This is a genomic window from Caballeronia terrestris (genome assembly GCF_001544515.1).
In the GTDB taxonomy this organism is placed as follows: Bacteria; Pseudomonadota; Gammaproteobacteria; order Burkholderiales; family Burkholderiaceae; genus Caballeronia; species Caballeronia terrestris.
In genome coordinates this window covers 124,863-138,238 of sequence record NZ_FCOL02000008.1, presented here as the reverse complement: position 1 = coordinate 138,238, position 13,376 = coordinate 124,863, and the positions used below count along the sequence as shown (strand labels likewise).

Sequence of the window (13,376 nt, the reverse complement as noted above, 5' to 3'; positions counted from 1 at the left end):
TGACCCGGCTGTCTAATGGTGAATCACCGAGTGAACGACTACAACGAGCGGAGTAACCGGCAGCATTCGCATGCCGTCTTTTCGATTGACGACCCGCGCTGGGGGCGGGGCGACGGCAATGGCGGCACCAAGAACGATCAGAAGCGTCCGCAGGACCCGAAGCGTCCGAACGGCAAGGAAGGCGACGGCCCGCCCGATCTCGATGAAATGTGGCGCGACTTCAACAAACGTTTGGCCGGTCTCTTCGGCAAGAAGCCCGGCAACGGCGCGCCGCGCGCGGACAATGGCCGGGGCGCGAAGATCGGTTTCGGGATCGTCGTCGGCGTTCTGATCGCGATCTATCTCGGCAGCGGCGTGTTCGTTGTACAGGACGGACATGTCGGCGTCGTGTCGCAGTTCGGCAAGTACAAGGGCACGGCCGACCAGGGCATCCACTGGCGCCTGCCTTATCCGTTCCAGACGCATGAAATCGTCAACACCGCGCAGATCCGCTCGGTGGAAGTGGGCCGCAACAACGCGCTCACGCAGGCGAACGTGCGCGACGCGTCGCTCCTCACGCACGACGCCGATATCGTCGACGTGCGGTTCGCCGTCCAGTATCAGATCAAGTCGCCGACCGACTATCTCTTCCGCAATCTCGATCCCGATCAGAGCGTGACGCAGGCCGGCCAGGCTGCGATCCGCGAAATCGCGGGCGCGGAGCCAACGGACGACCTTCTCTACAACGATCGCGAATCGCTGCGCGCGCGTCTCATCGATACGATCCAGCGCTCGCTCGACGCGTACAAGACCGGCCTCCAGGTGACGGGCGTCACGCTGCAAAGCGTGCAGGTACCGGCGCAGGTGCAGGCAGCGTTCGAGGAAGCGGCGAAGGTGCGCCAGGACAACGAGCGCGCCCGCGACACCGCGCGCGCCTATGCCGCACAACTGCTGCCGCGCGCGAAGTCCGACGCGGCACGCACGATCGACGAGGCCACCGCGTACAGCAATCGCGTGGTGACGCAGGCGCAAGGCGATGCCGAGCGCTTCAAGCAGGTCTACGCAGAATATTCGAAGGCTCCGGCAGTGATTCGTCAACGCATGTACCTGGACACGATGCAGCAGATTTATTCGCGCGCGACGAAGGTGTTCGTCGACAGCAAGGCGGGCAACAACGTGCTGTATCTGCCGCTCGACAAGCTCGCGGAAGCGGCGCGCCAGCGTCCGGGTGAAGCTGTCAGCGAGGCGCCGGCCGTGGCGCCGGCACCGGCTTCCGGCCCTGCCGCAACTGCGGCGCCCGCGCCGGCACCGGCATCGGCCGCGACGCCCGCGAGTGCGGCGAGCGGTGCCAGCCAGAGCGGTGCGAACGACCCGCTGCGCTCGCGCGACGCGTTCCGTTCGCGTTCCCGTCAAGACGACCTGCAATAAGGAGCGCGATCATGAATCGAATCATTGCGCTCGTCGTGGCCGTCGTCATCGTGCTCTTCATCGGTTCGTCGATGATCTTCGTCGTCGACGAGCGGCATGCCGCCGTCGTGTCGGCGCACGGCGAAGGCAATCCGAAGCTCTACGGCCCCGGCCTCCATTTCAAGCTGCCGCCGCCGTTCCAGACGGCCACGCTGATCGACACCCGCACGCTCACCATCGACGAAACCGGCTCGGACCGTTTCACGACGTCGGATAAAAGCGAGGTGCTGGTCAACACGGTCATCAAGTATCGCGTGACCGATCCGCTCAAGCTCTTCGAAAGCAACGAGAAGAACACGCAGAGCGCGCAGGAACGCCTGACCGCGCTCGCCCGCACGGCGCTCGCGAGCGCGTTCACGAAGCGCTCGCTCAACGACGCGCTCGCCGAGCAGCAGGCGCTCGCAAGCGAGGCGCAGAAGTCGATCGAGCAGTCGGCGTCGGCGTTCGGTGTCGATCTGGTGGATCTGCAGCTCACGCGCATCGACTTTCCGCCGGCCGTCGCCGATTCGGTCTACAAACGCATGATCGCGGCGCGCCAGCAGGCCGCCGCCGACGAGCGCGCGAAGGGCACGGCCGAAGCGGACAAGATCAAGGCCGACGCCGACCGCCAGCAGCAGGCGACGCTCGCGGAAGCGTACAGTCAGGCGCAGACGATCAAGGGCGAGGGCGACAGCCAGGCCGCCGCGATCGCCGCCGATGCCTACGGACGCGATCCGCAGTTCTACCAGTTCTATCAGAGCCTCGAAGCGTATAAGAAGACGTTCAAGCCGGGCGACGTGATGGTGCTCGACTCGAGCAGCGACTTCTTCCGCTTCATGCGCGGCCCGAACGGCGGCCTCGCGGATGTGGCTCCCGCGCTCAAGCGCTGATTGTGCGCGTGCCTGAGCGAACGCTCCGGCACCTTCATTCGAATGGATATGGCCGCGACGTTACTGCTTGCGCTTGCGCTGATGCTGATCATCGAAGGGATGTTTCCGTTCGTGTTCCCGACGGCATGGCGCGACACGTTCCGCCGGATCGCCGAGCGGCCGACGAACCATATCCGCATCGGCGGCCTGATCGCGATGGGGCTCGGACTCATCCTGCTCCTGATCGCGACCTGAGGCGCCTCGCGCGCCCTCTCTCTTTATAAGAGCGCCCGAAGGTCGCTCAAACACCCCGTAGGAATCGTTTCGATGTCGACCTGGTTACTCCCCGAGAATATTGCCGACGTGCTTCCGTCGGAGGCCCGCAAGATCGAAGAGCTGCGCCGGCGGCTGCTCGACCGCTTCCGCTCGTACGGCTACGAGCTCGTGATGCCGCCGATGCTCGAATACATCGAGTCGCTCCTGACGAGCGGCGGCAGTGATCTCAACCTGCGCACCTTCAAGCTCGTCGACCAGCTCTCGGGCCGCACGCTCGGCCTGCGTGCGGACATCACGCCGCAGGTGTCGCGTATCGACGCGCATTTGCTGAACCGGCAGGGCGTGACGCGTCTTTGTTACGCAGGCAACGTGCTGCATACGCGTCCGCGCGGCCTGCACGCGACGCGCGAGCAGATCCAGATCGGCGCTGAAATCTACGGCCACGCGGACCTCGAAGCGGACCTCGAAATTCAGACGCTGATGCTCGATTCGCTGCATCTCGCGGGCTTGACCAAGGTGCGTCTCGATTTGTGCCATGCCGGTGTGCTCGCGGCGCTGCTCGAAATGGAACCAGCGGCGGCATCGCTGGGCGAAGCGCTTTTCGATGCGCTCGCCAGCAAGGACGTGCCGCGTCTGAACGAACTCACTGCGCATCTCGGTCAGGTGCCGCGCGAGGCGTTGCGCGCGCTGCCGTCGCTGTATGGCGATGCGTCGGTGCTCGACACCGCGCGGGGCCGTCTGCCGAACCTGCCGGTGATCTCTCGTGCCCTCGACGACCTCGCGTTCCTCGCATCGCAAGCAAACGGCGCGGAACTGATGATCGACCTGGCCGATTTGCGCGGCTACGCGTACCACAGCGGCGTGATGTTCTCGGCCTATGTCGACGGCGTGCCGAACGCGGTCGCGCGCGGCGGCCGTTATGACGACGTCGGCCTTGCGTACGGCCGTGCGCGTCCGGCGACGGGCTTTTCGCTGGACCTGCGCGAAGTCGCCCGCATTTCCCCGGTCGATGCCCGCGGCAGCGCGATCGTCGCACCATGGAAGCACGACGAACCATTGCGTGCGGCCGTCGCGGCCTTGCGCGACAAGGGCGAAGTGGTGATCCAGGCGCTCCCGGGCCACGACCACGATCTCGACGAATTCGCGTTCGATCGCGTGCTCGTCGAACGTGACGGCACATGGATCGTGGAAGCGCGAAAGTAAGCAGCCAAATGCCATACCTTTGATCGGCAACGGCTTTTTAAGGCGTTTCCGATCGACACGGGTTCATGAAAGTCCCGAAAAACTCGGAACCTTTCGCGAACATAGGTAAAATGCGTTTTTAACCAGCTAACGAATCAACATGTCTGCCAGTGCAGTGAATGTGAACCCCGGGCGCAACGTCGTCGTGGTGGGCACCCAGTGGGGTGATGAGGGCAAAGGCAAGATCGTCGACTGGCTGACGGACCACGCCCAGGGCGTCGTGCGCTTCCAGGGCGGTCACAATGCGGGCCACACGCTCATCATCGGCGGCAAGAAAACCATCTTGCGCCTGATTCCCTCGGGCATCATGCGCGCGGGCACGGCCTGTTACATCGGCAATGGCGTCGTGTTGTCTCCGGAAGCGCTCTTCAAGGAAATCGGCGAGCTGGAAGCGGCGGGAATCGACGTCCAGAAGCGCCTGTTCATCTCCGAAGCGGCCACGCTGATCCTCCCATATCACGTCGCCATCGATCAGGCTCGCGAAGCGCGCCGCGGCGCGAGCAAGATTGGCACGACGGGGCGCGGCATCGGCCCGGCTTACGAGGACAAGGTCGGCCGTCGCGGCCTGCGCGTGCAGGATCTGTTCGACGCGCCCGTGTTTGCCGAACGCCTGCGCGAAACGCTCGACTTCCACAATTTCGTGCTCACGCAATATCTGGGCGCTGCAGCGGTCGACTATCAGGAAACGCTCGACACGATGCTCGGCTACGCGGATCGTCTGGCGCCGATGGTCACCGACGTCTCCCGCCGTCTCTACGACGAGAACCACGCCGGCCGCAACTTGTTGTTCGAAGGCGCGCAAGGCACGCTGCTCGACATTGATCACGGCACTTATCCGTATGTCACGTCGAGCAACTGCGTCGCGGGTGCGGCGGCTGCGGGCGCGGGCGTTGGTCCGCAAAAGCTGAACTACATTCTCGGCATCACGAAGGCGTATTGCACGCGCGTGGGCGCGGGTCCGTTCCCGAGCGAACTGTACGACGCCGACAACGCCGAGCGCCAGGAGCAGGTCGGCCTGACGCTCGCCACCGTCGGCAAGGAATTCGGTTCGGTGACGGGCCGTCCGCGCCGCACCGGCTGGCTTGATGCCGCCGCGCTGCGCCGTTCGATCCAGATCAACGGCATCTCGGGCCTGTGCATGACGAAGCTCGACGTACTCGACGGCCTCGAGGAAGTAAAGCTCTGCGTCGGCTACAAGCTCGATGGCAAGACCGTCGACATCTTGCCGCGCGGCGCGTCGGAAGTGGAGCGTTGCGAGCCGGTCTACGAGACGTTCGGCGGCTGGAAGGAAAGCACGATCGGCATCACGCAATGGGACGGCCTGCCGGAAAACGCGCGCGCCTATCTGACGCGCGTGCAGGAAGTGGCCGGCGTGCCGATCGACATGGTCTCGACCGGTCCCGACCGCGACGAAACCATCCTGCTGCGCCATCCGTTCAAGGTCTGAGCGCGCGTTTTCGGCTCAATCGGCTCGCCTGAACCGATCGCTTCAAAAAATGTGGCCGCACTGAGCGGCCACATTTCGTATATAACCGCAGTACGCATTTGAAAGAGTCTTACCATGATCGCGATGACGGACCCGCGCAACGACGACAAGAACCTCTGGGTCGGGTGGGATGAATATCACCGGCTGATCGAACTGCTCGCCTTGCGCGTGCACGAGTCCGGCTGGAAGTTCGACAACATCCTGTGCCTCGCGCGCGGCGGCCTGCGCGTGGGCGACCAGCTCTCGCGCATCTACGACCTGCCGCTCGCGATCCTCTCGACGAGTTCGTACCGCGAGGCCGCCGGCACGGAGCAGGGTGCGCTCGACATCGCGCAGTACATCACGATGACGCGCGGCGATTTGACCGGCAACGTGCTGCTCGTCGACGATCTGGTCGACTCGGGTGTCACGCTCGCGCGCGTGCAGGAGCATCTGAAGGAACGCTATCCGGCGGTCACGGCGGTGCGCTCGGCGGTGCTCTGGTACAAGGCGTGCTCGAAGGTCAAGCCCGACTATCACGTTCAGTTTCTGGAAACGAACCCGTGGATTCATCAGCCGTTCGAGGAGTGGGATACGGTGCGTCCGCACAATCTCGGCGCATGGATCAAGCGCGGCATGCAGAACGGCCGCGGCTGACACGCATCATCGAACAAGCCCGGCTCGACGCCGTTCGCTCATGCCTTCGGGCATGGCCGAACGGCGTTTTTCTTGGTGCACTGAAAGTCATGGCGTGTTCGAGAAGCACCGCGCCGATGCACCGTCGCCATTTCGACGCAATGCTAAACTGCCTCTTCCCGCCTCGCGTGGTGCTCGGACAACAGGGAACCGGCGGTTTGCCTGCAACGTTAGAATGGCGTTCGTTTTTTCCGCCTCAAACGGATACCTCGCGTTTATGACCAATCTGACTCACGCGCAAGAGCGCAAGCAGCCTCTTCCGACGCTGGCGCTTGCCGCCATCGGCATCGTGTTCGGCGATATCGGCACGAGTCCGCTGTATGCGCTGAAAGAGGCGTTCAGCACGTCGCACGGCATCGAATTGACCGATGCCTCCATCCTCGGCGTCATTTCCTTGCTCTTCTGGGCGATCGTCATCGTGGTCGCGATCAAGTACGTGCTGTTCGTCATGCGCGCCGACAACAACGGCGAAGGCGGCGTGCTCGCGCTAATGACGCTCGCGTTGCGCACCTTCAGCAACACCGGGCGCATGTCCGGCATCCTGATGATGCTCGGCATCTTCGGCGCGTGCATGTTCTACGGCGACGCGGTGATCACCCCGGCGATGTCGGTGCTCTCGGCGGTGGAAGGGCTCACCATCTCCACGCCGAAGCTCGCGCCCTACGTGCTGCCGATCACGATCGTCATCCTCATCATGCTCTTCTGGATCCAGCGGCGCGGTACGGCGGTTGTCGGCCGGCTGTTTGGCCCGATCATGGTGCTGTGGTTCGCGACGCTCGCCGTGCTCGGCGTGTATCACATCGTGCTCGAGCCGCGTGTGATCATCGCGCTGAATCCGTATTACGCGTTCTCGTTCATGCAGCAGCACGTGCTGCAGGCGTACATCGTGCTCGGCTCGGTCGTGCTCGTGCTGACGGGCGCCGAAGCGCTCTACGCCGACATGGGCCACTTCGGCGCGAAGCCGATCCGCCTCGGTTGGTATTGCTTCGTGATGCCGTCGTTGCTGCTGAACTACTTCGGCCAGGGCGCGCTTCTGATGCATTCGCCGGAAGCGCGCGTGAGTCCGTTCTTCCTGCTCGCACCGGACTGGGCGCTGCTGCCGCTCGTGATTCTCTCGACAATCGCGACCGTCATCGCATCGCAGGCGGTCATCTCGGGCGCCTATTCGCTGACGAGCCAGGCGATCCAGCTCGGCTACGTGCCGCGCATGAAGATCCTGCACACGTCCGAACTCGCGATCGGGCAGATCTATATTCCGCTCGTCAACTGGATGCTGCTTTTCATCATCCTGTGCATCGTGATCGGCTTCAAGAGTTCGGAGAATCTCGCTGCCGCGTACGGCCTCGCCGTCACCGCGACCATGATTGTCACGACGATGCTCGCCTCGGTCGTCATGACCAAGCTCTGGGGCTGGAACAAGGCGGTCGTGACGGGGATCATCAGCGTGTTTTTCCTCGTCGATCTCGGGTTTTTCGGCGCGAGTTTGCTGAAGATCGAGCAGGGTGGCTGGCTGCCGCTGTGCGTCGGCGGGGCGCTGTTCTTCCTGCTGATGACGTGGTACAAGGGCCGCATGATCGTGAAGGACCGCACGGCCGCCGACGGTATCCCGCTGATGCCGTTCCTGCAGGGGCTGCTGGCGCACCCGCCGCATCGCGTGTCGGGGACGGCGATCTACCTGACGGGCAGCGACTCGCTCGTGCCAGTGAGCCTCCTGCACAACCTGAAGCACAACAAGGTGCTGCACGAGCGGACGATTTTCCTGAACTTCGTGACGCGCGACATCCCGTACGTCGACGATTCGGAGCGGCTCGACGTGAAGGACATTAGTGGCGGGCTTTTTCTCGTGAAGGCCGCCTACGGTTTCAACGAGACGCCGGACGTGAAGGCAGTGCTCGAGCAGATCAGCCGCACGCACGCGATGACCTTCGAGCTGATGGACACGTCGTTCTTCATGGCGCGCGAAACGGTCGTGCCGACGGAGTTGCCGGGCATGTCGGTGTGGCGCGAGCGCGTGTTCGCGTGGATGCACCAGAACGCCGCCAAGCCGACCGATTTCTTCAGCATCCCGGCCAATCGCGTGGTCGAGCTGGGCACGAAGATCGAAATTTGAGCGTTGCCCGGCGCATTGAATGCCTTCAGTGCGCCGGCGCTTCCAGTTCCGCCCGCGTAGATGGCCTCGCAACCGCGTGCTGGCGCACCGACCAGCTCACGCCTCCCAGCAGCAGCACGATCGCCAGGACCTCGGGCACGCGCGGCAGCCGTTCGTCGTAGACAAACGCGTAAAGCAGCGCGAAAAGCGTTTCGAACGCGATCATCTGTCCCGAGAGCGTCAGCGGCAGGCGTTTGGACGCCGCATTCCAGAGCGTGTTGCCGAGCCACGAACCGCCGAGCGCGAGCGCGAAACTCACGATCCAGAACGTCTGCCAGCGCCCGGCCGGCACGCTCGCCTGCACGGTGCCCGCGGGCAGCATCAGCACGACGAGCCATAGCGCGCCCCCCAATACGCCCGTCACGATGCCCCACAGGATCGCCCACTCGTTGCCGTCGAAATGGGTGTTCGCCTGCAGGTAGCGTGCGTTGACGACCGCGTACCACGTCCACGAGAGGAGCGCGCCCACCGCGCACGCGAGGCCGCCGAGCTTCGTCATGACGCTGGTGGCGTTGCCGCCGGCGTCGCTGAAGACGTCGATGTTGATGCACGCGATGCCGGCGATAACCATCACGAGCGGCCAGAACAGGCGCTTGAGGTCGATCGCGCCGTGATCGCGCCGCCCGGCGAGCGTCACGGTGACGGGCAAAATCCCGACGATCAGCGAGGAGGGCGCGACGCCCACCATCTGCACGGCGGTCGCGAGCAGCATGTAGTAGAGCAGGTTGCCGACCAGCGCCAGCTTGACGAGCGCGATGAGGTCCGCGCGTGTGAGTTTTGCGGCGAGCCGCCGCGCGAACGGCAGCGCGAACGCAAGCGAGACGAGTCCGTACATCACGTACCGGCCGCTGCTCAGGAGGAGCGGCGAAAAATCGGGCAGCAGTCGCGGCGCGAGAAAAATGAAGCCCCAGATTGCCCCTGCCATTACCCCATATGCCACGCCGCGCTGCATCGTCTGCTCCTGTCTTGGCTCTTGAAGGCGCGGAGAGTAGCACGGGGCAGGGGCGGTTCGTCTTGTCGAAAGCTGCACTCCGATGCCGTTTTCGACCCCGCGTGCGAGCCGATAGCGCGGAAGGCCAAACCGAAAATCAGCCGAAAACGACGCGAAAAGAAAAGCGAAATGAGGGTGGAAAATAGGCCCGGAAATTGCGACGGATTCACGTAAGCCAATGTTCGGTCAGTGAAAAACCGGGGAACTATCGGTATAATCTGCTTTTGCGCCCATAGGATTTGCCATGCGTCTGATCCAGAAAGCACTCACGTTCGATGACGTGCTGCTCGTGCCCGCGTTTTCCAACGTTCTCCCGCGCGACACCACCCTTAAATCCCAGCTGACCCGCAAGATTTCCCTCAACATGCCCCTCGTGTCCGCCGCCATGGACACCGTCACCGAAGGGCGCCTCGCCATCGCGATGGCCCAGATGGGCGGCGTCGGCATCGTCCACAAGAACCTCACCGCTGCCGAACAGGCCCGCGAAGTCGCGAAAGTGAAGCGCTTCGAGTCGGGCGTCGTGCGTGATCCGATCACCGTGCCGCCGCAAATGCGCGTGCGCGACGTCATCGCGCTGACGCAGCAGCACGGCATTTCGGGCTTTCCGGTCGTCGAGGGGCCGAAGCTGATCGGCATCGTCACCAATCGCGACCTGCGCTTCGAAGAACGCATGGACGAGCCGGTGCGCAACATCATGACGCCGCGCGAGCGCCTCGTGACGGTCAAGGAAGGCACGCCGCTCGCCGAAGCGAAGGCGCTGATGCACAGCCACCGGCTGGAGCGCGTGCTGGTCGTGAACGACGCGTTCGACCTGCGCGGCCTCATGACGGTCAAGGACATCACCAAGCAGACCGAACACCCGGACGCCTGCAAGGACGAACACGGCAAGCTGCGCGTCGGCGCGGCGGTGGGTGTCGGCGCCGATAACGAAGAGCGCGTCGAGCTGCTGGCGGCGGCGGGCGTCGACGTGATCGTCGTCGATACCGCGCACGGCCACAGCCAGGGCGTGCTCGAGCGCGTGCGCTGGGTCAAGCAGAAGTATCCGCACATCGAAGTGATCGGCGGCAATATCGCGACGGCCGAAGCTGCCAAGGCGCTCGTCGAGTACGGCGCGGACGGCGTGAAGGTCGGAATCGGCCCGGGCTCGATCTGCACGACGCGGATCGTCGCAGGCGTCGGCGTGCCGCAGATCACGGCGGTGTCGAACGTGTCGGAAGCGTTGAAGGGCAGCGGCGTGCCGGTGATCTCCGACGGCGGCGTGCGCTTCTCCGGCGACGTCGCGAAGGCGCTTGCCGCCGGCGCGAACGCGGTCATGATGGGCAGCATGCTCGCGGGCACGGAAGAGTCGCCCGGCGACGTATTCCTGTTCCAGGGCCGCCAGTACAAGGCGTATCGCGGCATGGGCTCGGTCGGTGCGATGAAGGACGGCGCCGCCGATCGCTACTTCCAGGACAACTCGGCGAACATCGACAAGCTCGTGCCGGAAGGCATCGAAGGCCGCGTCGCCTACAAGGGCTCGGTCAACGCGATCCTGTTCCAGGTGGTCGGTGGCGTGCGGGCGAGCATGGGCTACTGCGGCTGCCGCACGATTCTGGAGATGCACGACAAGGCCGAGTTCGTGCAGATCACGGCGGCGGGCATGCGCGAATCGCACGTCCACGACGTCCAGATCACCAAGGAAGCGCCCAACTACCACGTGGACTAAACCATGAAACCGTTGCTGCGAGCCGTACTCGTCGTCAATGCCCTGATTTTTCTCGCGTTCGGCGTGCTGTTCCTGCTGACGCCCTGGGCTGCGTTGTACAGCGCGCTGCAACTCGTTCAGGTGCAGCCTGCGTTCGCCGGGCAACTGTTCGGCATCGCGCTCGTCGGATTGGCGTGGCTGTCGTTTCACGCGGCCGTCAACGGCGCGCTGACGGTGACGGCCGCAAGGGTGTCGGGGCATGTCGAATGGCTGTCGGGCGTTGTCATGCTCGTGTGGCTGCTCGGGCTTCGGACGCCGGAACTCGCCGGCTTCGGGCAGGTGGTCTCCGCGCTGACCGGCGTGATCCTGCTGATCCTCGGGCTCGGCAGCGTGCGGCTCGCGGGCGCGGTGCGCCGGCGCGAGCGGGCACAGGCGGCGGGCGCGGTGGCGGCGGATCGCGCTGAAAAGCGCGCGGCGGTAAAGCGCGAGGATGTTCGCGCGACGCCCGCGCCTGCTACGGCTACGACACCCGCTGGCCGTCGCGTCGATCCGCTGGCGGGCGAGCCTGTCGCGGGCGAGGCGCTGGATGTCGGAACGCGGCCCGCGGCGCGAGCGCCGGCAGCCACAGCGATCGATCCTGCGACCGGCCGCAGCATCGATCCGGTCACCGGCCGCACGATCGACCCCGTGACCGGCCGCACGATTGAGCCAACGATTGCCAGAACCATCGATCCCGCCACCGGCAGAACCATCGACCCTGTGACGGGCGAGCGCACGGAACCGCGTTTGACGCCGGACCCGCTGCGCCCCGATACGCGATGAAAACCGCATGAGCGAAGCGCGCCTCAACCGAACCGGGCGTTTCGCCATGACCTGTACTCCAGCGGTCGGCCTTCGCGCCGGCCGTCGATTTTTTGGCGGGAGCCGGACGTCGCGATGACGCCGACCCCGCGCCCCCATTACCGCAACCGTTTACTTCGCCTTTGGCCGCTGCCATGCACGACAAAATCCTGATCCTCGATTTCGGCTCCCAAGTCACCCAGTTGATCGCGCGACGCATCCGCGAATCGCACGTCTACTCGGAAATCCATCCGTACGACGTCGACGAGGCGTTCATCCGTGAGTTCGCGCCCAAGGGCATCATCCTGTCGGGCGGGCCTAATTCGGTCACGGAAGCCGGCTCCCCGCGCGCCCCGCAGATCGTATTCGACCTGGGCGTGCCGGTTCTCGGCATCTGCTACGGGATGCAGACGATGGCCGACCAGCTCGGCGGCAAGGTCGAGCTCGGCAAGCTGCGCGAGTTCGGCTATGCGGAAGTGCGTGCGCACAACCACACGGGCTTCCTGAACGACATCGAGGATTTCAAGGATGACTCCGGCCACGGCATGCTGAAGGTGTGGATGAGCCACGGCGACAAGGTGGCCGACATGCCGGCCGGCTTCAGGCTGATGGCATCGACACCGTCGTGCCCGATCGCCGCGATGGCCGACGACGAGCGCCGCTTCTACGGCCTGCAATGGCACCCGGAAGTCACGCACACGGTGCAGGGCCGCGCGATGCTCGATCGCTTCGTGCTCGAGCTGTGCGGTGCGACGCCCGATTGGGAGATGGGGCATTACATCGACGAAGCCGTCGAGAAGATTCGCGCGCAAGTCGGCGACGAGCATGTGATTCTCGGCTTGTCGGGCGGCGTGGATTCGTCGGTGGCGGCGGCGCTGTTGCATCGCGCGATCGGCGATCAGCTGACGTGCGTGTTCGTCGATCACGGCCTTTTGCGCCAGAAGGAAGCCGAGCAGGTCATGACGACTTTTGCCGATCATCTCGGCGTGAAGGTGATCCACGTCGATGCGAGCACGGTGTTCTTGTCGAAGCTCGCGGGCGTGACCGATCCCGAGGCGAAGCGCAAGATCATCGGCGCGGAATTCGTCGAGGTGTTTCAGGCCGAGGCGAACAAGCTGAAGGATGCGAAGTGGCTCGCGCAGGGGACGATTTATCCGGACGTGATCGAATCGGCGGGCAAGGGAAAGAAGGGCGCGCATACGATCAAGAGCCATCACAATGTGGGCGGCTTGCCGGAGACGTTGAACCTGAAGCTGCTGGAGCCGCTGCGCGAATTGTTCAAGGACGAGGTGCGTGAGCTCGGCGTGAAGCTCGGGCTGCCGCCGGCGATGGTGTATCGGCATCCGTTTCCGGGGCCAGGGCTCGGCGTGCGGATTCTCGGTGAGGTGAAGCGGGAGTTTGCTGACCTGCTGCGTCGCGCGGATGCGATTTTTATCGAGACTTTGCGCACTACGATCGATAAAGAGACGGGGAAATCCTGGTATGACCTCACTAGTCAGGCGTTTGCGGTGTTTTTGCCGGTGAAGAGCGTTGGGGTCATGGGCGATGGGCGGACCTATGAATACGTCGTCGCGCTGCGGGCGGTGCAGACGCTGGATTTCATGACGGCTCATTGGGCGCATCTGCCGCATGAACTGCTCGGGCATGTTTCGAACCGGATTATCAATGAGGTTCGGGGCGTTAATCGGGTGGTTTATGACATTTCGGGGAAACCGCCGGCTACGATTGAGTGGGAGTGA

At 64.3% G+C, this 13,376-nt stretch carries 11 protein-coding genes; 10 read left to right on the top strand and 1 reads right to left on the bottom strand.

Annotated features, from left to right (window positions below):
• Positions 1 to 30: 30 nt before the first annotated feature.
• The 7 genes from hflK (at position 31) to AWB67_RS09870 (ending at position 8,083) form a co-directional block, all read left to right on the top strand.
• On the top strand, positions 31 to 1,407 hold the full coding sequence (gene hflK / locus AWB67_RS09900; RefSeq protein WP_087656122.1) for an FtsH protease activity modulator HflK: 1,377 nt from the start codon (positions 31 to 33) through the stop codon (positions 1,405 to 1,407).
• 11 nt (positions 1,408 to 1,418) lie between these two features.
• Complete coding sequence (gene hflC, locus AWB67_RS09895; protein ID WP_087656057.1) at positions 1,419 to 2,315, top strand: protease modulator HflC; 897 nt, start codon at positions 1,419 to 1,421, stop codon at positions 2,313 to 2,315.
• A gap of 42 nt (positions 2,316 to 2,357) precedes the next feature.
• The gene (locus AWB67_RS09890) at positions 2,358 to 2,549 is read left to right on the top strand and encodes a DUF2065 domain-containing protein (protein WP_087656056.1); all 192 of its coding nucleotides are present in this window, start codon (positions 2,358 to 2,360) and stop codon (positions 2,547 to 2,549) included.
• Between the two features lie 72 nt (positions 2,550 to 2,621).
• Positions 2,622 to 3,773, top strand: coding sequence for an ATP phosphoribosyltransferase regulatory subunit (locus AWB67_RS09885; RefSeq protein WP_087656055.1), 1,152 nt, complete (start codon positions 2,622 to 2,624; stop codon positions 3,771 to 3,773).
• A gap of 139 nt (positions 3,774 to 3,912) precedes the next feature.
• Entirely contained in the window at positions 3,913 to 5,259 is a 1,347-nt protein-coding gene (locus AWB67_RS09880; protein ID WP_087656054.1) for an adenylosuccinate synthase, read from the top strand.
• 114 nt (positions 5,260 to 5,373) lie between these two features.
• Positions 5,374 to 5,934, top strand: a complete 561-nt coding sequence (locus AWB67_RS09875) for a phosphoribosyltransferase (protein WP_087656053.1) — start codon at positions 5,374 to 5,376, stop codon at positions 5,932 to 5,934.
• A 256-nt stretch (positions 5,935 to 6,190) separates the two neighbouring features.
• On the top strand, positions 6,191 to 8,083 hold the full coding sequence (locus AWB67_RS09870) for a potassium transporter Kup (RefSeq protein ID WP_087656121.1): 1,893 nt from the start codon (positions 6,191 to 6,193) through the stop codon (positions 8,081 to 8,083).
• A 25-nt stretch (positions 8,084 to 8,108) separates the two neighbouring features.
• On the opposite strand, the gene AWB67_RS09865 is transcribed toward AWB67_RS09870, so the two are convergent.
• Positions 8,109 to 9,074: a DMT family transporter gene (locus tag AWB67_RS09865; protein WP_087656052.1), complete on the bottom strand. Its 966-nt coding sequence runs from the start codon at positions 9,072 to 9,074 to the stop codon at positions 8,109 to 8,111.
• A gap of 283 nt (positions 9,075 to 9,357) precedes the next feature.
• Here AWB67_RS09865 and guaB point away from each other — a divergent pair, with 283 nt between their 5' ends.
• The 3 genes from guaB to guaA all read left to right on the top strand — a co-directional run bounded on the left by guaB (position 9,358) and on the right by guaA (position 13,376).
• Positions 9,358 to 10,818, top strand: coding sequence for an IMP dehydrogenase (guaB, locus tag AWB67_RS09860; RefSeq protein WP_087656051.1), 1,461 nt, complete (start codon positions 9,358 to 9,360; stop codon positions 10,816 to 10,818).
• A 3-nt stretch (positions 10,819 to 10,821) separates the two neighbouring features.
• Positions 10,822 to 11,619 carry a hypothetical protein gene (locus tag AWB67_RS09855; RefSeq protein ID WP_087656050.1) on the top strand — a complete coding sequence of 266 codons (798 nt, stop codon included), beginning with the start codon at positions 10,822 to 10,824 and terminating at the stop codon, positions 11,617 to 11,619.
• A 173-nt stretch (positions 11,620 to 11,792) separates the two neighbouring features.
• Positions 11,793 to 13,376 (top strand): glutamine-hydrolyzing GMP synthase, encoded by a 1,584-nt coding sequence (gene guaA, locus AWB67_RS09850; protein WP_087656049.1) that lies wholly within the window; start codon positions 11,793 to 11,795, stop codon positions 13,374 to 13,376.

Coding starts and splice junctions, on each gene's coding strand:
- AWB67_RS09890 (WP_087656056.1), top strand. CDS start 2,358: ATGGATATGGCCGCGACGTTACTGCTTGCGCTTGCGCTGATGCTGATC.
- AWB67_RS09880 (WP_087656054.1), top strand. CDS start 3,913: ATGTCTGCCAGTGCAGTGAATGTGAACCCCGGGCGCAACGTCGTCGTG.
- hflC (WP_087656057.1), top strand. CDS start 1,419: ATGAATCGAATCATTGCGCTCGTCGTGGCCGTCGTCATCGTGCTCTTC.
- AWB67_RS09885 (WP_087656055.1), top strand. CDS start 2,622: ATGTCGACCTGGTTACTCCCCGAGAATATTGCCGACGTGCTTCCGTCG.
- guaB (WP_087656051.1), top strand. CDS start 9,358: ATGCGTCTGATCCAGAAAGCACTCACGTTCGATGACGTGCTGCTCGTG.
- AWB67_RS09855 (WP_087656050.1), top strand. CDS start 10,822: ATGAAACCGTTGCTGCGAGCCGTACTCGTCGTCAATGCCCTGATTTTT.
- AWB67_RS09875 (WP_087656053.1), top strand. CDS start 5,374: ATGATCGCGATGACGGACCCGCGCAACGACGACAAGAACCTCTGGGTC.
- guaA (WP_087656049.1), top strand. CDS start 11,793: ATGCACGACAAAATCCTGATCCTCGATTTCGGCTCCCAAGTCACCCAG.
- AWB67_RS09870 (WP_087656121.1), top strand. CDS start 6,191: ATGACCAATCTGACTCACGCGCAAGAGCGCAAGCAGCCTCTTCCGACG.
- AWB67_RS09865 (WP_087656052.1), bottom strand. CDS start 9,074: ATGCAGCGCGGCGTGGCATATGGGGTAATGGCAGGGGCAATCTGGGGC.